This is a genomic window from Parasphingomonas frigoris (genome assembly GCF_036663815.1).
Classification (GTDB): domain Bacteria; phylum Pseudomonadota; class Alphaproteobacteria; order Sphingomonadales; family Sphingomonadaceae; genus Sphingomonas.
Genome location: NZ_JAXOJQ010000003.1, coordinates 571,043 through 588,630 on the forward strand (window position 1 = coordinate 571,043; position 17,588 = coordinate 588,630).

The window sequence follows — 17,588 nt, forward strand, 5'->3', positions numbered from 1 at the left end:
GGATTGTGCGTTCCCCCGAGCGCCGACTGCTTGCGCAGAGTGTAACGCGCTTGCGCGTTCGGGGCGAGTCGATAAACGGGGGCATGGATCGTATTCTCATTCGCGGCGGCAATCGCCTGTCGGGCCGCATTCCCATCTCCGGCGCCAAGAACGCCGCGCTTACGCTGATGCCGTGCGCGTTGCTGACCGAAGAGCCGGTCACGCTGCGCAATCTGCCGCGGCTCGCCGATGTCGACAGTTTCGGCCATCTGCTCAACCAGCTCGGCTGCTCGACCCGGATCGAGGGCGCGCGCCCTGAGGATTTCGGTCGCGTCATGACGATCCGCGCGGGGAAACTGACCGCGACCGAGGCGCCGTACGACATCGTGCGGAAAATGCGCGCGTCGATCCTCGTGCTCGGCCCGTTGATCGGGCGTGCGGGCGAGGCGACGGTATCGCTGCCGGGCGGCTGCGCGATCGGCAACCGCCCGATCGATCTGCACTTGCGGGCGCTCGAGGCGATCGGCGCGCAGCTCGAGATGGCGGCGGGCTACGTCAAGGCGATCGCGCCGGGCGGGCGGCTGTCGGGCGGCATCTACACCTTCCCGATCGTCTCGGTCGGCGCGACCGAGAATGTCGTGATGGCAGCCGTGCTCGCCAAGGGCGGCAGCCGGATCGAGAACGCCGCGCGTGAGCCCGAGATCGTCGACCTGTGCAACCTGCTCGTCGCGATGGGCGCGAAGATCAGCGGGATCGGGACCGAGACGCTCGAGATCGAAGGCGTCGACCGGCTCCACGGCGCGACCTATCGCGTGATGCCCGACCGGATCGAGGCGGGCAGCTATGCTTGTGCCGCGGCGATCACCGGCGGCTCGGTCGAACTGGTCGGGATCAAGATGGACGACATGCGCGCGACCACCGCCGCGCTGATCGACGCGGGCGTGACGCTCGAGGAGCGCGGAGACAATCTGCTGGTCTCCGCATCGGGCGGGATCAAGCCGCTGACGCTGTCGACCGCGCCGTTCCCGGGCTTCGCCACCGACATGCAGGCGCAGTTCATGGCGATGCTGTGCATGGCCGATGGCGCCAGCGTGCTGACCGAGACGATCTTCGAGAATCGCTACATGCACGTGCCCGAGCTGGCGCGGATGGGCGCGAACATCGAAGTGCATGGCCGCACCGCGGTGGTCCGCGGCGTGCCCAAGCTGACCGGCGCGCAAGTGATGGCGACCGATCTGCGCGCGTCGATGAGCCTGATCATCGCCGGGCTCGTCGCGGACGGCGAGACGCAGGTCAGCCGCGTCTACCACCTCGACCGCGGCTACGAGCGGCTCGAGGAGAAACTGAGCGCAGTCGGCGCCGACATCGAGCGCGTCGGCGACGGCTGAGCGCGGTGCCTATGCGGCCGGCGCCTGCGCGACATAGGCGTCGAGCCGGGCGAGATGCTCGGTGACGGCGGCGTCGGGCAGGAACGAGCCGAGGAAGCTGTTGCGCGCGAGCGTGACGAGATCCGGCCGGTCGAGACCGCGCGCCGCTTCGACCGCGCGATAATTGTCGGCAACATACCCGCCAAAATACGCGGGATCGTCGGAGTTTATGGTCGCGCGCAGTCCCTCGCGCAGCATCCGGTCGATCGGATGCGCTGCCATGTCGTCGACCACGCACAGCTTGAGGTTGGAGAGTGGGCAGACCGTCAGCGTCATCCCGCTACGCGCAAGCCGGGTGACGAGCAGCGGATCCTCCAGGCTGCGATTGCCGTGGTCGAGCCGGTCGACGCCGATCAGGTCGAGCGCCTGCAGCACATAGTCGGGCGGCCCTTCCTCGCCGGCATGCGCGACGAGCTTCAGCCCGAGCGTGCGCGCCTTCGCAAAGACCCGCGCAAACTTCTCGGGCGGATGGCCCAGCTCGGACGAATCGAGTCCGACCGCGGCGATCCGGTCGAGCCACGGCGCGGCCTGCTCGAGCGTCGCGAACGCATCGGCCTCGTCAAGATGGCGCAGGAAGCTCATGATCAGCAGCACGCTCATGCCGTGCTTTGCCTTCGCCTCGGCGATCGCCGAGAGCAGGCCGGTAATCACCGTCTCGAACGCGACGCCGCGCGCGGTGTGCGTCTGCGGGTCGAACATGATCTCGGCATGGACGACGCCGTCCGCCGCAGCGCGATCGAAGTAAGCGGCGGCGAGATCGTGGAAATCCTGGGCCTCGCGCAGCACGTCGGCGCCGGCATAATAGATGTCGAGAAAGTCCTGCAGCCGGGAGAATTGATACGCCGCGCGGACATCCTCGACGCTCGCGAAGGGAATCGCGACCCGGTTGCGCTGCGCCAGCGCGAACATCAGCTCGGGCTCGAGGCTGCCCTCGATATGCAGATGGAGTTCGGCCTTGGGCAGGCCGGCGATGAAGTCAGGGGCAATCATCCCGCCGTCATCGCGCGATCACGCCTCGGCGGCAAGCGTTCAGCGTGCTCGCGTCCAGGTCTGCCGCTTGCAACCGAACCCGGCAAGGACGCAGCCTTCGCCGACCAATGTGTCGGGTCCGGTCTGCTCGATCGTCCCCGACACCGTCTGCCCGATATCGGGGATCAGCACGCTGCCGTTCCACAGCCCGCGGCGCTGCTCGACGAAATCGCTGAACAGGATCGTGCCGACCAGCGGCCCGCCACCACCGCGCGCGGCGTCGGCTTGCGCCTTGGGGCTCGCCCAGACGATCTTGCCGCACATCGCACGGCCGCATTTCTGGAACACGACGCGGACCGACTTTTGCGGGTTGGTCCATGTGCCCGTCGGCGGCGCGGCGAGCACCGCTTCGGGGAGCAAGGCCAGCATCGCTGCGGCCAGCGTCATCATCATCGGTCGCATCGCGCACCTTTTCACAAGAGGGGTCTGCGGCGCTGTATCGCCGCAGACCTGTCCCCCCGTTGAACGCGTCAGATCGCGTCGAGTGCCTGCGCGAAATCGGCGATCAGATCATCTGCGTCTTCGACCCCGATCGAGATCCGCACGAGATTGTCGGTGATGCCGAGCGCTTGCTTGCGCTCGTCGGCGACCGAGAGATGCGTCATCGCCGCGGGGTGCGAGGCGAGCGTCTCGGTGCCGCCGAGCGACACGGCGAGCTTGGCGATCTTGAGCGCATCGAGGAAGGCGAACGCTTCCTTCTCGCCGCCCTTGACGATCAGCGAGAAGGTCGAGCCCGCGCCGGTGCAATGGCGTGCGTAGATGTCGGCCTGGCGCTCCATGCCGGGGCTGTCGGCGAGGAAGCCGAGATAGCCGACGCGCTCGACCTTGGGGTGGCCGCGCAGGAAGCCGCACACCTTGACCGCATTCTCGCCCGCGCGGCTCATCCGCAGTTCGAGCGTTTCGAGGCTGCGCATCAGCATCCACGCGGTGTTGGGGTCGCAGATCGTGCCGATCGTGTTGCGCATCAGCCGGATCGTGTTGATGTGCTCCTTCGAACCCAACACGCCGCCCGCGACGAGATCGCTATGCCCGCCGGCATATTTGGTCAGCGAATAGACGACGATGTCGGCGCCGTGCTGGAGCGGCTTCAGCCACAGCGGGCCGAGGAAGGTGTTGTCGATCGCGATCGGCGGCTTGGCGTCCTTGAAGATCGCGTCGCGACTCGCGGCCACCGCCTGGATGTCGACCAGCGCGTTGGTCGGGTTGGCGGGGCTTTCGAGATAGATCAAGGCGACGTTGCCGGTCGCGGCCTGGGTCATCACCGCGTCGATCTCCTCGCGCGTCGCGCCCGCCGGGAAGTCGAGCCACTTCACACCGAAGCGACCGAGGATCCGCGCGATCAGCGTCTCGGTTGCGGCATAGAGCGGGCCCGAATGGACGATCGTGTCGCCCGGCTTGACCATCGACAGGAACAGCGTCGCGATCGCCGACATGCCACTCGAGAAGACGAGTGCGTCCTCGGCCTCTTCCCACACGCCGAGGCGATCCTCGAGGATCTCCTGGTTGGGGCCGTTGAAGCGCGAATAGACGAGGCCTTCCGAGCCGCCGGGACGCTTGCCGGTGACGCCCTCGAAGTGGCGCTTGCCTGCTGCCGCGTTGGGGAAGACGTAGGTCGAGGTGGCGAAGATCGGGGGCTTGAGCGAGCCTTCGGACAGCGCGGGGTCATAGCCGTGGCCCATCATCAGCGTCGACGGCTTCAGCTTGCGATCGCCGATCTTCTCGATCGAGGGCTTAGGCTTGGTCCGCGGCGCGACGCCGGTCAGATCGGCTTCGGTTTCGAGTTTGTCGGCCATGCTGCGTCCTCGCTGAAAATAGGGTAGGATCGTGTAACGCGCGATAGTGTCAATTGAAACCATCTGCGCGGTGGAGCGACGGGGGGATGCGACATGGCGGTTGCAGTGGTCTCGGTGCCGGTGCGTGATCCGGCGATAGCGTTAGACTTCTACACGCGGGTGATCGGGCTTGCGGTGTTGCGCGACGAGGCGATGGGGCCCGCGATGCGCTGGATCCAGCTCCAGCCGAGCGATGGTGGTGCGACGATCGCGTTGGTGACGTGGTTCGACGCGATGCCGCCGGGTGGCGTGCAGGGGTTGATGCTGGGGGTCGCCGACGTCGATGCCGCGTTTGCTCGGATCGGCGCGCTTGGCGTGACGCTGTCGCCGGTCGATGCGCAGCCTTGGGGGCGGTTCACGATGTTGAACGACCCCGACGGCAATGGGCTGATCCTGACGCAACTGACGACGCCCGAGGAGTTTCGCACGCGCTGACCGCGCGCCTCCCCTCCCTGGAAGGGAGGGGCTGGGGGTGGGTCGGCCCGTGGCGGCGTCGGCCCGCTCCCTAGGCCAACCCACCCCCGACCCCTCCCTTCCAGGGAGGGGAGGAAGAAGGGGGATCAGAGCCCGATGATCGAGATCTGCCGCCCGTAATCCGGCTCGCCGCGATGCGTCGCGCGGCGGTAGCTGAAGAAGCGCGCTTCGTCGGCATAGGTGTCGAGCCCGAGCATCGCGACGCGCATCACCCCCGCCGCGGCGAGACGGTGTGCGACATAGGCTTCGAGGTCGAACTGGAAATGCCCCGCGTGGCCCTCGGCGAAGAAGCGTTCGTTCGCCGGATCGTCGGCCTCGAACCGCTGCGCAAAGGCCGCATCGACCTCATAGCTCGCGCGCGCGATGCACGGCCCGATCGCCGCTGCGATTCGCTCGCGCTTGGCGCCAAGTGCTTCCATCGCGAGGATCGTCGTGTCGGTCACCCCGCCGAGCGCGCCTTTCCACCCGGCATGCGCCGCACCGATCACGCCCGCCTCGCGGTCGGCGAGCAGCACCGGTGCGCAATCGGCGGTGAGGATACCGAGCGCGAGGCCCGGCCGGTCGGTCACCAGCGCGTCGGCGCGCGGGCGCAAGGCTTCGTCGAAGCTCTCGCGCACCGTCACGCAGTCGGCGGAATGGATCTGATAGAGCGTCACCAGCGTCGCACCGGGGACGACTGCCTCGGTCGCGCGTGCACGATTCGTTGCGACCGCGGCGGCATCGTCCTGCGATCCGACTCCGACGTTCAGCCCGGCGTGAACCCCGCCAGAAATCCCGCCGACCCGCCCGAGAAAGCCGTGCGCGACCCCGGCGAGCGTCCGTGCGGTGATCACCTCGACCGGCGGGCTCACAGCACCAGCCGCATCAGATTGTCGTCGTCGACCGTCTCGCCGACGCGGAAGGCGATGCGCCCGATGTCCTCGAACCCGTATTTCTCGTAGAAACGATGCGCGCGGTGGTTGTCGACATAGACGCTGAGGATCACCTCGCGCGCACCGTGCTCACGCGAGAAATCGAGCGCCCAGGTCATCAGTTCCTGCGCGACGCCCTGGCCGTGCCAGCCCGACAGCACATAGAATTGATAGAGCTCGATCGCATCGGGACGCCATTCGCCGGGGAAGGTGACCGGGCCCATCTTCACATAGCCGACGATCTGGTCGCCTGCGAGCGCGAGGCGGATCGTGAAATCGGGGTCGGACAGCTGCGACGGCAGACCGTTCGGCCCGAACGCATCGTCGAGGAACGCCGACAGGTCGGACGCGCTGTAAAGCGTCCCGAAGGTCTCGATGAACGATTGCCGCGCCATCGCGGCGAGCGCGGGGCCGTCGATCGTGCGCGCGTCGCGATAGGTGATCATGCGAAACCTGCGGGGTTGGGCCAACCCGGCGCGGACACGGCGAGGACCTGGAAAAGGTCGCCCATCTCTTGCGTCAGCCGCGCTTTGTCGAGCGCGATTTGCGCCGCGCGGTCCGGTGCTGCCGTTGCCAGCGCCTGCGCGCGCGTGTCGATGCCGAGTGCCGAGAGGAACGTGCCCTGGCCGATCGGCCCGGCGACGTGCGCGCGCTCGACCAAGGCCGCGGCGGCGAGCGTGCCGAAATCGACATGCGCGGTGAGGTCCTGCTCGCCGGGAGTCTCGTACGGGTTGGCATATTGGTGCCCGCGCACCGCCTGCAGCGTGTCGCCGAGCGCCGGGCCGTCATAGCCATAGTCGATCGCGAGCAGCGCGCCGCCCTGCGCGACGGTGCGCTGGGCAAGCCCGCGCAGGATCGCGACGCTGGCGGGGGAGGTCTCGATCACCGATCCCGGGGTCGCATCGCGCAACGTCTCGGGAACGACCGCGTCGGGGATCTGCTTGCCGGCGATCGGCAGGAACAGCGTGTCCTGGCACGCGACGAGCCGCTCGAACCAGCCTTGCGCGCCCTTGACCAATTGCCGGATCGGCAGCGCGTCGAAGAATTCGTTGGCGACGATCAGCAGCGGGATTTCGGTCGGCAGCGTGTCGACCGAATCGTGCCAGGTGGCAGCGGGCGCGCGCTCGGCTTGCGCGGCGCGGAGCGCGGGGCTGGTCTCGACGAAATGGACCGGCGGGGTGAAGCCGGCCTTGGCCATCGCGCGGAGCGCGTCGGCAGCGAGCGTCCCGCGGCCTGGGCCGAGCTCGACCCATGCCACGTCCGGGCGACCGGCGCGGTCCCACAGGTCGGCGCACCACAGGCCGATCAGCTCGCCGAACATCTGGCTGATTTCGGGGCTGGTGGTGAAATCGCCGGCCGCGCCGAGCGGATCGCGGGTGGCGTAATAGTGCGCGTTGGCGGTCGCCATGAACTGCGCGAGCGAGATAGGGCCGGCAAGCGTGATCGCGCGGGCGAGGCGATCTGCGAGAGAGGCTTCTTCTTCTCCCCTCCCGCTTGCGGGAGGGGGCGGGGGAGGGGAGTCTGAAACGGGCGCGGTCATGAGTTGCTCACTGCCCTCCCCCAGCCCCTCCCGCAAGCGGGAGGGGAGGAAGAAAGGCCCCTCCCGCAAGCGGGAGGGGAGAAAGAAGGGAGGTTACGCCACGCTCTGCCCGCCCGCGATCGGCTCGACGCGGTGGCGGCGCCCCTTGGCGGTGGCGATGAGGTACAGCCCGCCGACGATCATCGGCAGCGTCAGCACCTGGCCCATATGGATCGTCGTCGCGAAGAACGTCCCGCTGAACTGCGAATCGGGCTCGCGGAAGAATTCGACGATGAAGCGCGCGAGGCCGTAGCCGAGCAGGAACAGACCGACGAGCTTGCCCGGCTCATACCGCGCCTTGGTCTTCCAGAAGGCGAACCACAGGATGAGGAACAGCGCGATCCCCTCGAGGCCCGCTTCGTACAGCTGGCTCGGATGCCGCGCCGGTTCGATCATGCCCGTCGGCACGGTGTCACGAAACACGATCGCCCACGGCACGTTGGCGGGCTTGCCCCACAGTTCGCCATTCACGAAATTGGCGATCCGTCCGAAGAAGAGCCCGAACGGCACCGCGCAGGCGAGATAATCGTGGATTCGGAGCCAATCGAGCTTCTGCGCGCGCGCGAAAAGGATGATGCCGATCGACGTCCCGATCATCCCGCCATGGAACGACATGCCGCCGTCCCACAGCTTGAACAGCCCGAGCGTGGTCAGCAATTGCGGCGCATAGAAGATCGCATAGCCGAGCCGCCCGCCGAGGATGATGCCGAGCGTCGCGTAGAATACCAGATCGTCGGCATGGCGCCGCGCCATCGGGCTGCCGGGCTGCGCGATCAGCTTGAGCAGGTACCACCAGCCGAGCAGAATCCCGCTGATATAGGCGAGCGAATACCATTTGATCTGGAAGAAATGCAGGTCGATCGCGACCGGATTGAGGTGCAGATCGGTAAAATGCAGATGCGGATCCACGCCTGCCGTAGCGGCAGCGAGGACGGGGAGGGCAGTGGTCAGGAACAAGGCTTTTCCCCTGGAATTTGCGCCTCCATAATGGCGCCAGGCGATAAGACCAAGTGGAGAGCGCGAATGCCGAGCAAACTCGATCAACGGATGGACGCGACGCTCGCGCACCTTACGGGTGAGGGCGGTCCGCTCGCGCTCGGCAGCGTCACCGTCGATGGCAACGACCTGCCGCTGATCACCGGGGTGCCGCAGACGCTGCCGCCGTATTTCGCGCATTATTGCAACGAGCATGCCGCCAAGACCTTCCTGGTCGCAGGCGACGAGCGGCTGACCTTTGCCGAGGTCTATGCCGCGGCTGCGCGAGTCGCAGCGACGCTGGTCGGCGGCCACGGTGTCGCGCCGGGCGACCGGATCGGCATCGCGATGCGCAATTCGCCGTCGTGGATCGTGCTCTACATGGGCATCACGATGGCGGGCGGCGTGGCGACGCTGCTCAACGGCTGGTGGCAGTCCGAGGAGCTCGCCGCGGCGATGGCCGATGTCGAATGCAGCCTCGTCTTCGCCGATCCGCCGCGCACCAAGCGGCTCGCGGCGATCGCCGATCTCGACGTGGCGGTGGTGACGGTTGAGGACAGCCAGCCGCTCGATACCGCGCTCGCCGCCTTGCTCGGTCCAAGCGATGCCGAGCTGCCGAGCATCGCGCCGACCGACTCCGCGACGATCCTGTTCACCTCGGGCTCGACCGGCCAGTCGAAGGGCGCGATCAGCAACCACCGCGCGGTGACGCAGGCGGTGTTCAACTATCTGGCGCAGGCGCTCGTCATGCTGTCGATCTCGACCGCCGACGGCGTCGCCCCGCCGGCGCAGCATGCGACGCTGCTCAACGTGCCGCTGTTCCACGTCACCGCCGAAGTGCCGGTGTTCCTCCAGAGCTTCGCGATGGGGCGCAAGCTCGTGCTCATGCCGAAATGGGATGCCGAGGACGCGATGCGGCTGATCACGGCCGAAACCGTCACCTATTTCGTCGGCGTGCCGCTGATGAGCTTCGAAATCCTCAACCACCCGCGCCGCGGCGACTACGACCTGTCGAGCGTGTCGGACTTCGCGGCGGGTGGTGCGCCGCGTCCGGTCGAGCATGTCCGCCGCATCGCCGACGAGATGGGCGGGCCCAAGCCGCTGCTCGGCTACGGCCTGACCGAGACCAATGGCGCCGGCTGCGGCAATTTCCGCGACAATTACCTCGCCAAGCCCAACTCGACCGGCCGCGCCTCGCTCCCGCTGATCGACCTCGCGATCGTCGACGGCAACGGCAAGCCGGTCGCGCAAGGCGAGCGCGGCGAGGTGGCGATCCGCTCGGTGTGCAACTTCACCGAATATTACGGCCGCCCCGATGCCACTGCGGCGGCGTTCACCGCCGACCGCTACTTCCTGACCGGCGACATCGGCTATCTCGACGAGGACCGCTATCTGTTCATCGTCGACCGCAAGAAGGACATCATCATCCGCGGCGGCGAGAACATCTCGTGCCAGGAGGTCGAAGCGGCGATCTACCAGCATCCGGCGGTCGCCGAGGCGGCGGTGTTCGGCCTCGCCGACGAGCGCTTCGGCGAAGTGCCGGGCGCGGTGGTGTTGCTGCGCGACGGCGAGGCGCTGAGCACCGAGGATCTGTGCGCCTTCCTGTTCACGCATATCGCGGCCTTCAAGGTGCCGGCGCGGATCTGGTTCGCGGACGACGCGCTGCCGCGGCTGGGGACCGAGAAGATCGACAAGGTTGCGATCCGCAGCAAGTACCGCGCGATCGCGGCTGCGGAGGCCTGACGCGACCTGCGACGGGCGATGACCTCAGCCCGGTATCGCGGGCACCGCGCCGCGGACCTTGGGCGTCACCGGGACCAGCTCGTAGACATCGAGCACTGCATCCTTCGCCGCGCTGGCGAGCGCGAGGCGCCAGCGGAAGGGCCCGACGCGTTCGAGCACACCGGCGACGTCGTTCGAGCCCGCGGTTTTGTAGCCCGGCGCGCTGGGCGCCTTGGCCGGGCGGAACGTGCCGAGGAAAATCTGGCGCCGGTCGGTATCGGGAAAGAGCCATCCGACCGGGGCGTTCGCGCCGTTCAGCTTGGTGAAGGACAGGCTGCGCGCGGTGCCCTCGACGATGCAGAAATCGGGCGTCGCGGTCGTCACACCTGCGCGTCCGCCGAGCCGGACCAGCCGGCAGTAATAGGGACCGGGCGGCAGCGCGGGGAGATCGAGAGCGGTGTCCGGGCGGAGCAACGCGCCCTCTGAAGCGACCTTGGTCGCCAGCCGTTTCGGGGCCGCGGCCAGCGCGCGCTGCCAGCTGTCGCCAAACCCATCGATGCGAAGCTTGTCCGAGGGGGTCACGAGCGTGCCCCAGCTGGGCCCGGACGCGGCCTGATCGAGCCCGGCAACGGCCTTCGGATGCTGCGAAAGGCCGGCGCAGCTTGGCAGGAGGGCGATGGCAAGAAGAAGCGATACAACACGCATTGCGGTCGATCCTCGAATGGAAGTGCGTAAAATATGGTGCGGCGATGCGTTAACGAGCGGTAAATGGGAGCGGTTAACGAAACGTAAACAGTGCGCCTGGCCGAGGCGCGCGCACGGCGGGCTGCGGCGCCCCCGGCGTGGTCGCCTCGATCTTTGGGGCAGGTCTCGCCGTCCGCCCCCTTCGTCGTCACCTCCCTGTGGCGGGAGAAGAGCGTGAAGGTGCTTGGGCTGACAACCGGCTGCTGGCCGACACAGCGAACTGGCACCTCGGCCTCCACCGCGATAGAGCTTGGCGATGGCATCCGCGAAGCTCCCCACGATCGACCGCCGCACGCTGCTGATCGGGGGCGGGGCGGGGATCGGGCTGGTCGTCGCGTGGCAGCTGTGGCCGCGGCGCTATGGCGGCAATCTCACCGCCGATCCGGGCGAGACGATCTTCGGCGCGTGGCTCAAGATCGGCAATGACGGGCGTGTCATCGTCGCAGTGGCGCAGGCCGAGCATGGCCAGGGCGCCTATACCGCGCTGCCGCAGATCGTCGCCGACGAGCTCGGCGCCGACTGGCGCACCGTTGGGGTCGAGCCGGCGCCGCTCAACCCGCTCACCGCCAATCCGTTCGGCGCCGAGCAATTGTTCGAGCAACCTGACAACGGACTGCTCAAGCATTGGCGCGACGGGCATGCGGTGCGGATCGGGCTGACGCTCACCGCCGCGTCGAGTTCGGTGCGCAGCTTCGAGGATCCGCTCCGCGCGGCGGGGGCTGCGGCGCGCGTGCTGCTGTGCAAGGCGGCGGCGGCGCGCTGGAAGGTCGAGTGGCAGGCGTGCAGCACCGGCGCGGGGTTCGTCACGCACGGCAAGGACCGGCTGCGCTTCGGCGAGCTCGCGGCCGAGGCGGCGCGCGATTTCGGCGGTACGGCGCTGCCCGATCCGCTGCCGCTGCGCAGCGATCCGCAAGGGCGGCTGTCGGGCCAGTCGCTGCCACGGCTCGATGCACCGTCGAAGATCGACGGGTCGGCGACCTTTGCCGGCGACGTGCGGCTGCCCGACATGGTCTTCGCCAGCATCCGGCAGGGGCCGGTCGGCGACAGCCGGCTGGTGCGCGTCAATCGCGCCGCGGCCGACCGGATCAGCGGTGTGCTGCAGGTCGTCACCAACGACCGCTGGGTCGCTGCGATCGGTACGACGTGGTGGGCGGCGAATCGCGCGCTCGACGCGATGGCGCCGCGCTTCGAGACCAAGGGGCCGGTGGTTAGCAGCGCGAGCATCGACGCTGCGCTCAAGGCCGCGCTCGCCGCGCCGGGCACGCGAATGGTGCAGCAGGGCGACGTCGCGGAAGCCTTCAAGGGCGCGCGGCTGGTCGCCGCCGACTATCAGGTCGGGCTCGCGCCGCACGCCGCACTCGAGACGATGACCGCGACTGCAAGCCTGCGCCACGGGCGGCTCGAACTGTGGCTGCCGACGCAGGCGCCCGGCGTTGCGCGCAGCGCCGCGGCGGCGGCGATCGGGCTCGCCGAGGATGCGGTGGTGGTGCATCCGATGCTGATCGGCGGGTCGTTCGGCGCCGCGCTCGAGCCCGAATGCGCGGCGCAGGCGGCGGTGCTGGCGCAGGCGCTCAAGCGGCCGGTCCAGCTCGTCTGGAGCCGCGCGGAAGATCTGCTGCACGATCGCTACCGCCCGCCGGCGCGTGCGCGGATGACCGCGCGGCTCGGCGCCAACGGGCAGATTCTCGGGCTGTCCGCCAAGATCGCCGCGCCGGCGACCGGGCATGCGCTCGCCCGCCGTTTGTTCGCGCAGGATCCAGGGCTCACGAGCGCGCTCGCGCTGGCGCCGTCGAGCGACCCCTATGCGGTCGCGGGCGCGGCGCCGGTCTATCGCATCCCGGCGTTCGCGATCGACCACCATCCCGCCGAGATCGGCGTGCCGACCGGGCATTGGCGCTCGGGCGCCCACAGCTACACCAGCTTCTTCACCGAATGCTTCCTCGACGAGCTCGCGCATCTCGCTGGGACCGAGGCCTTGTCGTTCCGCATCGGCATGCTCGGCGGCGATGCGCGGCTGGCGCGCTGCCTGTCGACCGCCGCCTCGCTTGGCGGGTGGGAGGGCGGCGTCGCGGGAAGCGGGCAGGGGCTCGCCTGCCACAGCTTCCGCGGCAGCCACATCGCGGTGCTGGTCGAGGCGCATCTTGGCGAGGGGCAGGCGGTCAGCGTCGACCGCATCGTCGCCGCGGTCGATTGCGGGCGGCAGGTCAATCCCGACCTCGTCCGCCAGCAGATCGAAGGCGGATTGCTGTTCGGCATGGCCGCGGCGACCGGCGGCGCGATGGGCTTCAAGGACAATCTTGCGACCGTGCGCTCGCTCGGCGGGTTGGGCCTGCCGCGGCTCGCCGACACGCCCGACATCACCGTCGAGCTCGTGCCGAGCGAAGCCGATCCGGGCGGGGTCAGCGAACTTGCCGTGCCGCCGGTTGCGCCGGCGATTGCCAATGCGCTGCAAGCCGCTACGGGCTATCGGTTGCGGAGCTTGCCGCTATTGCCCGGAACCCTGTGATGCTGCCTGCCGCCATTCTCCCAACTGGGCACCCGCCGATCCCGAAGCGGAAAGTCGGCGTATTGCTGACCAATCTCGGCACGCCCGACGGCCCCGATACCAAGTCGGTCAAACGCTATCTCGCCGAATTCCTGTCGGACCGGCGCGTGGTTGAGATCCCGCCGCTGATCTGGCAGCCGATCCTGCGCGGCATCATCCTCAACACGCGCCCGCAAAAGTCCGCTGAGGCCTATGCGCAAGTGTGGAGCGAGGACGGCTCGCCGCTCGCCGCGATCACCAAGGCGCAGAACAAGGCGCTGCAGGGCGCCTTCGGGCCAGACGTGATGGTCGACTGGGCGATGCGCTACGGCAAGCCGTCGATCCCCGAGCGGTTGCAGGCGATGAAGGATGCCGGCTGCGAGCGGATCCTCGTCGCGCCGCTCTATCCGCAATATTGCGGCGCGACGACCGCGACCGCCAACGATAAGGCGTTCGAGGCGTTGGCCAAGATGCGCTGGCAGCCAGCATTGCGCACGCTGCCGCCCTATCATGACGATGCCGTCTATATCGACGCGCTCGCGCGCTCGATCGAAGCGGGCGTGGCGGCGCTCGATTTCGAGCCGCAGGCGATCGTCGCCAGCTTCCACGGGATGCCGCAGCGCACGCTCGAGCTGGGCGATCCGTATCATTGCCACTGCCAGAAGACCGGGCGCCTGCTCGGCGAGCGGCTGGGGAAACCGCTGATCGTGTCGTTCCAGTCGCGCTTCGGGCGCGCGAAATGGCTCGAGCCGGCGACCGACATCACGCTCGAGGAATTGCCGGCCAAGGGCATCACCAAAATCGCGATCGTCGCGCCGGGTTTCTCGGCCGATTGCCTCGAGACGCTCGAGGAACTGGCGATCCGCGGGCGCGAGAGCTTCGAGGAAAAGGGCGGCACGCATTTCGCCTATATCCCGTGTCTTAACGCCAGCGACACCGGTGTCGAAATGTTGCGCACTTTACTCGCGCGTGAACTTGAAGGCTGGGTGCGCCCCGCTTAGCGTGGCTCTCGGACATAAGATCCCAGAGGAGAATAGCATGGCACGCGTCGCGATCGTAACCGGCGGAACCCGCGGGATCGGCGAGGCGATCAGCCTCGCGCTCCAGGACCATGGAATGACCGTCGCGGCGACCTATGCCGGCAATGATGACCGCGCGCGGGAGTTCACCGAACGCACCGGTATCGCCGCGTACAAGTGGGACGTTGCGGATTACGATGCCTGCCAGGACGGCTGCGCGCGCGTCGCCGCCGATCTCGGGCCGGTCGACGTGCTCGTCAACAACGCCGGCATCACGCGCGACGGCACGATCATGAAGCTCAGCTACCAGGCGTGGAAAGAGGTGATCGACACCAACCTAGGCGGCTGCTTCAACATGGCCAAGGGCGTGTTCCCGGGCATGCGCGATCGCAAATGGGGGCGGATCGTCAATATCGGGTCGATCAACGGCCAGGCCGGGCAATATGGCCAGGTCAATTATGCCGCGGCGAAATCAGGCATTCACGGCTTCACCAAGGCGCTGGCGCAGGAGGGCGCACGCGCCGGCGTGACGGTCAATGCGATCGCGCCGGGCTATATCGATACCGACATGGTGGCGGCGGTGCCGGCCGATGTGCTGGAGAAGATCGTCGCCAAGATCCCCGTCGGCCGCTTGGGCCAGGCAAGCGAGATCGCGCGCGGCGTCGCGTTCCTGTGCTCGGACGAGGGCGGGTTCGTGACGGGCTCGACGCTCAGCATCAATGGCGGGCAGCATATGTACTGACGGGTGCAGGCGCGGCCACGCCCGCGCCGGTGCGGGCTGCGCCCGCAGCGCCCGGCACGGCCGGCGGACGGGGTTCACCCCGATCCGGCCGACGGCTTTGCCGGCGGCGATCCCAAGCAGTCTGTTCGAACAAAAAGAGGCCGGCCTCCTCGAGGAGAAGCCGGCCTCACACCCTCGCTGCGTGGCACGAGAGTAGCTCTGTAATCTCCAGGCGCCGGCGGCAAAGCCGCCGTCGGTCGGGTTCGCCCGAAGGCGACCCGCCGGCCGACGCCTTACCGGCAATTATATCGCTGACCGTCCTTCTCGATCGCGCGACCAGCGAGGGCCCCGCCGCCTGCGCCGAGCACGGTGCCGAGCGTCCGGTCGCCGCGGCCGGCAATCGTGTTGCCGAGCAACCCGCCTGCGATCGCGCCGAGGATAGTGCCGGTATTGCCCGAGCGGCAGCGCGAATTGTTGTAATAGCGACGGTCCTGATAGCGGCGGCCGTCGTCGCGGCGATAGTCGCGGCGATCCTGATAGCCGTCGTCACGGTTGTAGCCGTCGCGATAGGCCTGGTCGTAGGCATAACGCTGATCGTCATAGCGCTGCGCGGCGGCGGGAGTGGCGGCCAGCCCGTAGGCGGTCATGGCAATCGCGGTTGCGGCAAGCGTGAGCGTCTTCATCATGGTACATCTCCTGAGTCGGAGGGTGATCCGATGCTGTCGGTATAGCCGCCGAGTCTTGAGGCGAGCCTGAATACGCTTGTTAGCCAAGGTTCATCGTATCCGCCGCGACCACATCACGGTTGCGCGCACGCCGAGCCTCCCGCAGGGGCGGGGGATGCGTATCGTCTGGTCGGTTCTCCTCTGTCTCGTCGCCATCCCGGATTGGATGGGAGAGGCGCATCGCCCGCAGATCGGGCCGCGGCTCACCTTCCATGCCGAGCGGGTCGATCTCGACTTCAACGATCCACACGTGTCGCGCGTCGGCGACCTCGTATGGCTCGGCGGGATCAAGCTCGTCAGCTCGGACCCGGCTTTTGGCGGCTATTCGTCTCTGCATGTCGCGGGGGATCGCTTCACGCTGTTGAGCGATGGCGGCGACATCATCCGATTCGCGATGGGGCGCGACTTCAAGCTGCACGACCAGAGCTGGGCCAAATTGCCCGACGGCCCCGGCACGGGCTGGGTCAAACGCGATCGCGACTCCGAATCGATGAGCGTGGACCCCCGGACCGGCGACATCTGGGTCGGTTTCGAGAGCCACAACGCCTTCTGGCGTTACGATGCGGGCTTTCGCCACGCGCTGGCCCACGTCGAACCGCCGGTGATGGCGAACTGGCCGGAAAACGAAGGCCCGGAGGCGATGACGCTGCTGCCGGGCGGTGGAATGGCGACGATCAACGAAACGACGCCCTGGCCCGGTCAGCTCGGGCGCGGCGGGATTGTGTTCTTCGGGGATCCGGTCGCGCATCCGCGGCGCGGCTTCCGCTTCAACTTCGTGCCGCCAAACGGCTATGACGTGACCGACATGACGGTGCTGCCCGACGGCCGCTGGCTGATCCTCACGCGGCGATTCGCGCAGCTGCGCTTCTCGAGCAAGCTGACGATCGTCGACGCGCGCCGGATCAAGCCGGGCGCGACGGTGCGCGGGCGCGACATCGCGACGATCGCGGCACCGCTGCTGCACGACAATTTCGAAGGGGTCGCCGCCACGCGCGAAGCGGGCGCGACAATAGTCTGGCTCGTCTCGGACGATAACCAGTTCGCGCTACAGCGCAGCCTGCTGTTCAAGTTCAGGCTCGATCCGGTCGGGGCTCGCTAGGAGCGCCCGACCGGGGAAGACGGGTAAGTTAGGCTGCAGCCTGCGGCGCAGCGGCCGTCAGCTTCTTCGAGACGTCGCGCTTGAGGCGACGCGCACGCAGCGACAGCTTGTCGTTGGTCGTCTTGACCAGCCAGTTGTCGAGACCGCCGACATGCTCGACCGAGCGAAGGCCGTGCGCCGAGACGCGCAGCTTGACGCTGGTGCCGAGTGCGTCGGAGATCAGCGTGACGTTCTGCAGGTTCGGCAGGAACGTGCGCTTGGTCTTGTTGTTCGCGTGGGAAACGTTGTTACCCACCATCCGGCCCTTGCCGGTCAGTTCGCAGATGCGCGACATCTTGAATTCCTGAATACCAGATTGAGCCGTGAAGCAGCTCGTGAAGGCGGGGCGCATACCGAACGCGAGCCAGTCGGTCAACCGCGCGCGGCGATTCGGCTTTGCGTTCAGCACCGCTTGCAACCTTCAGAAGGACGCGGCGTTGGTTACGGTAACGATTCGAATGCGCAGTGTTCGAGTGTCCTGTTGGAGAAGATCATGCGGTTTCTATTAGCTCTGGTTGGCCTTGCTGCCCTTGTCGTGGTCGCGCTCGTGTCGCTCGGCATGCTCAAGATCGACACCAGGGCCGGCTCGCTGCCGTCGGTCAGCGTCAATGGCGGCAAGGCGCCCGAAGTCACCGCGAACATGGCGACCGTCGAATTCGGCAGCGAAAACAAGGCGATCGAGGTCCCCACCGTGACCACCACGACCAAGACGATCTCGGTCCCGACGCTCCGCGTCAACAAGCCGACCGGCGCCGACGGCAACAGCGTCACCACGCAGTAAGTAGCGAT

At 67.8% G+C, this 17,588-nt stretch carries 18 protein-coding genes; 8 read left to right on the forward strand and 10 right to left on the reverse strand.

Annotated elements, in window-relative coordinates; translation table 11 throughout:
- The first annotated feature begins 83 nt into the window (after positions 1-83).
- Complete coding sequence (murA, locus tag U1872_RS13095) at positions 84-1,367, forward strand: UDP-N-acetylglucosamine 1-carboxyvinyltransferase (protein ID WP_332793336.1); 1,284 nt, start codon at positions 84-86, stop codon at positions 1,365-1,367.
- A gap of 9 nt (positions 1,368-1,376) precedes the next feature.
- Here the strand turns inward: murA and U1872_RS13100 are convergent, their stop codons facing one another.
- From U1872_RS13100 to U1872_RS13110, 3 genes are all read right to left on the reverse strand, one after another.
- Entirely contained in the window at positions 1,377-2,396 is a 1,020-nt protein-coding gene (locus U1872_RS13100) for an adenosine deaminase (protein ID WP_332793337.1), read from the reverse strand.
- 39 nt (positions 2,397-2,435) lie between these two features.
- Positions 2,436-2,828 (reverse strand): DUF2147 domain-containing protein, encoded by a 393-nt coding sequence (locus tag U1872_RS13105; protein ID WP_332793338.1) that lies wholly within the window; start codon positions 2,826-2,828, stop codon positions 2,436-2,438.
- A 77-nt stretch (positions 2,829-2,905) separates the two neighbouring features.
- Positions 2,906-4,228, reverse strand: a complete 1,323-nt coding sequence (locus U1872_RS13110) for a cystathionine gamma-synthase family protein (protein WP_332793339.1) — start codon at positions 4,226-4,228, stop codon at positions 2,906-2,908.
- Between the two features lie 93 nt (positions 4,229-4,321).
- On the opposite strand from U1872_RS13110, the gene U1872_RS13115 reads away from it, so the two are divergent.
- On the forward strand, positions 4,322-4,702 hold the full coding sequence (locus tag U1872_RS13115; RefSeq protein WP_332793340.1) for a VOC family protein: 381 nt from the start codon (positions 4,322-4,324) through the stop codon (positions 4,700-4,702).
- Positions 4,703-4,827: 125 nt separating this feature from the next.
- Here U1872_RS13115 and pgeF read toward each other — a convergent pair whose 3' ends face one another.
- From pgeF to lgt, 4 genes are all read right to left on the reverse strand, one after another.
- A complete protein-coding gene (gene pgeF / locus U1872_RS13120) occupies positions 4,828-5,592 on the reverse strand; it encodes a peptidoglycan editing factor PgeF (RefSeq protein WP_332793341.1) in 765 nt (254 codons plus the stop codon).
- Positions 5,589-6,098 (reverse strand): GNAT family N-acetyltransferase, encoded by a 510-nt coding sequence (locus U1872_RS13125; protein ID WP_332793342.1) that lies wholly within the window; start codon positions 6,096-6,098, stop codon positions 5,589-5,591. Before U1872_RS13125 ends, pgeF begins: the two co-directional genes overlap by 4 nt.
- Entirely contained in the window at positions 6,095-7,192 is a 1,098-nt protein-coding gene (locus U1872_RS13130; RefSeq protein ID WP_443025377.1) for a class I SAM-dependent methyltransferase, read from the reverse strand. The genes U1872_RS13125 and U1872_RS13130 overlap by 4 nt, the downstream gene beginning before the upstream one ends.
- Before the next feature lie 93 nt (positions 7,193-7,285).
- A complete protein-coding gene (gene lgt, locus U1872_RS13135) occupies positions 7,286-8,188 on the reverse strand; it encodes a prolipoprotein diacylglyceryl transferase (protein WP_332793344.1) in 903 nt (300 codons plus the stop codon).
- A gap of 66 nt (positions 8,189-8,254) precedes the next feature.
- Between lgt and U1872_RS13140 the strand changes: the two genes are divergently transcribed.
- Complete coding sequence (locus U1872_RS13140; RefSeq protein ID WP_332793345.1) at positions 8,255-9,949, forward strand: class I adenylate-forming enzyme family protein; 1,695 nt, start codon at positions 8,255-8,257, stop codon at positions 9,947-9,949.
- A 24-nt stretch (positions 9,950-9,973) separates the two neighbouring features.
- Here U1872_RS13140 and U1872_RS13145 read toward each other — a convergent pair whose 3' ends face one another.
- Entirely contained in the window at positions 9,974-10,633 is a 660-nt protein-coding gene (locus U1872_RS13145; RefSeq protein ID WP_332793346.1) for a DUF4893 domain-containing protein, read from the reverse strand.
- A 295-nt stretch (positions 10,634-10,928) separates the two neighbouring features.
- Between U1872_RS13145 and U1872_RS13150 the strand changes: the two genes are divergently transcribed.
- From U1872_RS13150 to phbB, 3 genes are read left to right on the forward strand one after another with little or no spacing between them, the layout of a single operon-like run.
- A complete protein-coding gene (locus U1872_RS13150; RefSeq protein ID WP_332793347.1) occupies positions 10,929-13,178 on the forward strand; it encodes a xanthine dehydrogenase family protein molybdopterin-binding subunit in 2,250 nt (749 codons plus the stop codon).
- Positions 13,178-14,197: a ferrochelatase gene (hemH, locus tag U1872_RS13155; RefSeq protein ID WP_332793348.1), complete on the forward strand. Its 1,020-nt coding sequence runs from the start codon at positions 13,178-13,180 to the stop codon at positions 14,195-14,197. The genes U1872_RS13150 and hemH overlap by 1 nt, the downstream gene beginning before the upstream one ends.
- Before the next feature lie 37 nt (positions 14,198-14,234).
- The gene (gene phbB, locus U1872_RS13160; RefSeq protein ID WP_332793349.1) at positions 14,235-14,957 is read left to right on the forward strand and encodes an acetoacetyl-CoA reductase; all 723 of its coding nucleotides are present in this window, start codon (positions 14,235-14,237) and stop codon (positions 14,955-14,957) included.
- Positions 14,958-15,229: 272 nt separating this feature from the next.
- Here the strand turns inward: phbB and U1872_RS13165 are convergent, their stop codons facing one another.
- Positions 15,230-15,622: a glycine zipper 2TM domain-containing protein gene (locus U1872_RS13165; RefSeq protein ID WP_332793350.1), complete on the reverse strand. Its 393-nt coding sequence runs from the start codon at positions 15,620-15,622 to the stop codon at positions 15,230-15,232.
- Positions 15,623-15,776: 154 nt separating this feature from the next.
- Here U1872_RS13165 and U1872_RS13170 point away from each other — a divergent pair, with 154 nt between their 5' ends.
- Positions 15,777-16,760 (forward strand): esterase-like activity of phytase family protein, encoded by a 984-nt coding sequence (locus U1872_RS13170; protein ID WP_332793351.1) that lies wholly within the window; start codon positions 15,777-15,779, stop codon positions 16,758-16,760.
- 28 nt (positions 16,761-16,788) lie between these two features.
- On the opposite strand, the gene rpmB is transcribed toward U1872_RS13170, so the two are convergent.
- Positions 16,789-17,094, reverse strand: a complete 306-nt coding sequence (gene rpmB, locus U1872_RS13175; RefSeq protein ID WP_133192112.1) for a 50S ribosomal protein L28 — start codon at positions 17,092-17,094, stop codon at positions 16,789-16,791.
- A gap of 198 nt (positions 17,095-17,292) precedes the next feature.
- Here rpmB and U1872_RS13180 point away from each other — a divergent pair, with 198 nt between their 5' ends.
- The gene (locus U1872_RS13180; RefSeq protein ID WP_332793352.1) at positions 17,293-17,580 is read left to right on the forward strand and encodes a hypothetical protein; all 288 of its coding nucleotides are present in this window, start codon (positions 17,293-17,295) and stop codon (positions 17,578-17,580) included.
- Positions 17,581-17,588 lie beyond the last annotated feature (8 nt).

Excerpts from the sequence above, each read along its gene's own strand:
- rpmB (WP_133192112.1), bottom strand. The coding sequence starts at position 17,094 with ATGTCGCGCATCTGCGAACTGACCGGCAAGGGCCGGATGGTGGGTAAC.
- U1872_RS13180 (WP_332793352.1), top strand. The coding sequence starts at position 17,293 with ATGCGGTTTCTATTAGCTCTGGTTGGCCTTGCTGCCCTTGTCGTGGTC.
- U1872_RS13125 (WP_332793342.1), bottom strand. The coding sequence starts at position 6,098 with ATGATCACCTATCGCGACGCGCGCACGATCGACGGCCCCGCGCTCGCC.
- U1872_RS13100 (WP_332793337.1), bottom strand. The coding sequence starts at position 2,396 with ATGATTGCCCCTGACTTCATCGCCGGCCTGCCCAAGGCCGAACTCCAT.
- U1872_RS13150 (WP_332793347.1), top strand. The coding sequence starts at position 10,929 with ATGGCATCCGCGAAGCTCCCCACGATCGACCGCCGCACGCTGCTGATC.
- phbB (WP_332793349.1), top strand. The coding sequence starts at position 14,235 with ATGGCACGCGTCGCGATCGTAACCGGCGGAACCCGCGGGATCGGCGAG.
- U1872_RS13140 (WP_332793345.1), top strand. The coding sequence starts at position 8,255 with ATGCCGAGCAAACTCGATCAACGGATGGACGCGACGCTCGCGCACCTT.
- murA (WP_332793336.1), top strand. The coding sequence starts at position 84 with ATGGATCGTATTCTCATTCGCGGCGGCAATCGCCTGTCGGGCCGCATT.
- U1872_RS13170 (WP_332793351.1), top strand. The coding sequence starts at position 15,777 with ATGCGTATCGTCTGGTCGGTTCTCCTCTGTCTCGTCGCCATCCCGGAT.
- U1872_RS13115 (WP_332793340.1), top strand. The coding sequence starts at position 4,322 with ATGGCGGTTGCAGTGGTCTCGGTGCCGGTGCGTGATCCGGCGATAGCG.
- U1872_RS13165 (WP_332793350.1), bottom strand. The coding sequence starts at position 15,622 with ATGATGAAGACGCTCACGCTTGCCGCAACCGCGATTGCCATGACCGCC.
- U1872_RS13130 (WP_443025377.1), bottom strand. The coding sequence starts at position 7,192 with ATGACCGCGCCCGTTTCAGACTCCCCTCCCCCGCCCCCTCCCGCAAGC.
- U1872_RS13105 (WP_332793338.1), bottom strand. The coding sequence starts at position 2,828 with ATGATGATGACGCTGGCCGCAGCGATGCTGGCCTTGCTCCCCGAAGCG.
- U1872_RS13145 (WP_332793346.1), bottom strand. The coding sequence starts at position 10,633 with ATGCGTGTTGTATCGCTTCTTCTTGCCATCGCCCTCCTGCCAAGCTGC.
- U1872_RS13110 (WP_332793339.1), bottom strand. The coding sequence starts at position 4,228 with ATGGCCGACAAACTCGAAACCGAAGCCGATCTGACCGGCGTCGCGCCG.
- hemH (WP_332793348.1), top strand. The coding sequence starts at position 13,178 with ATGCTGCCTGCCGCCATTCTCCCAACTGGGCACCCGCCGATCCCGAAG.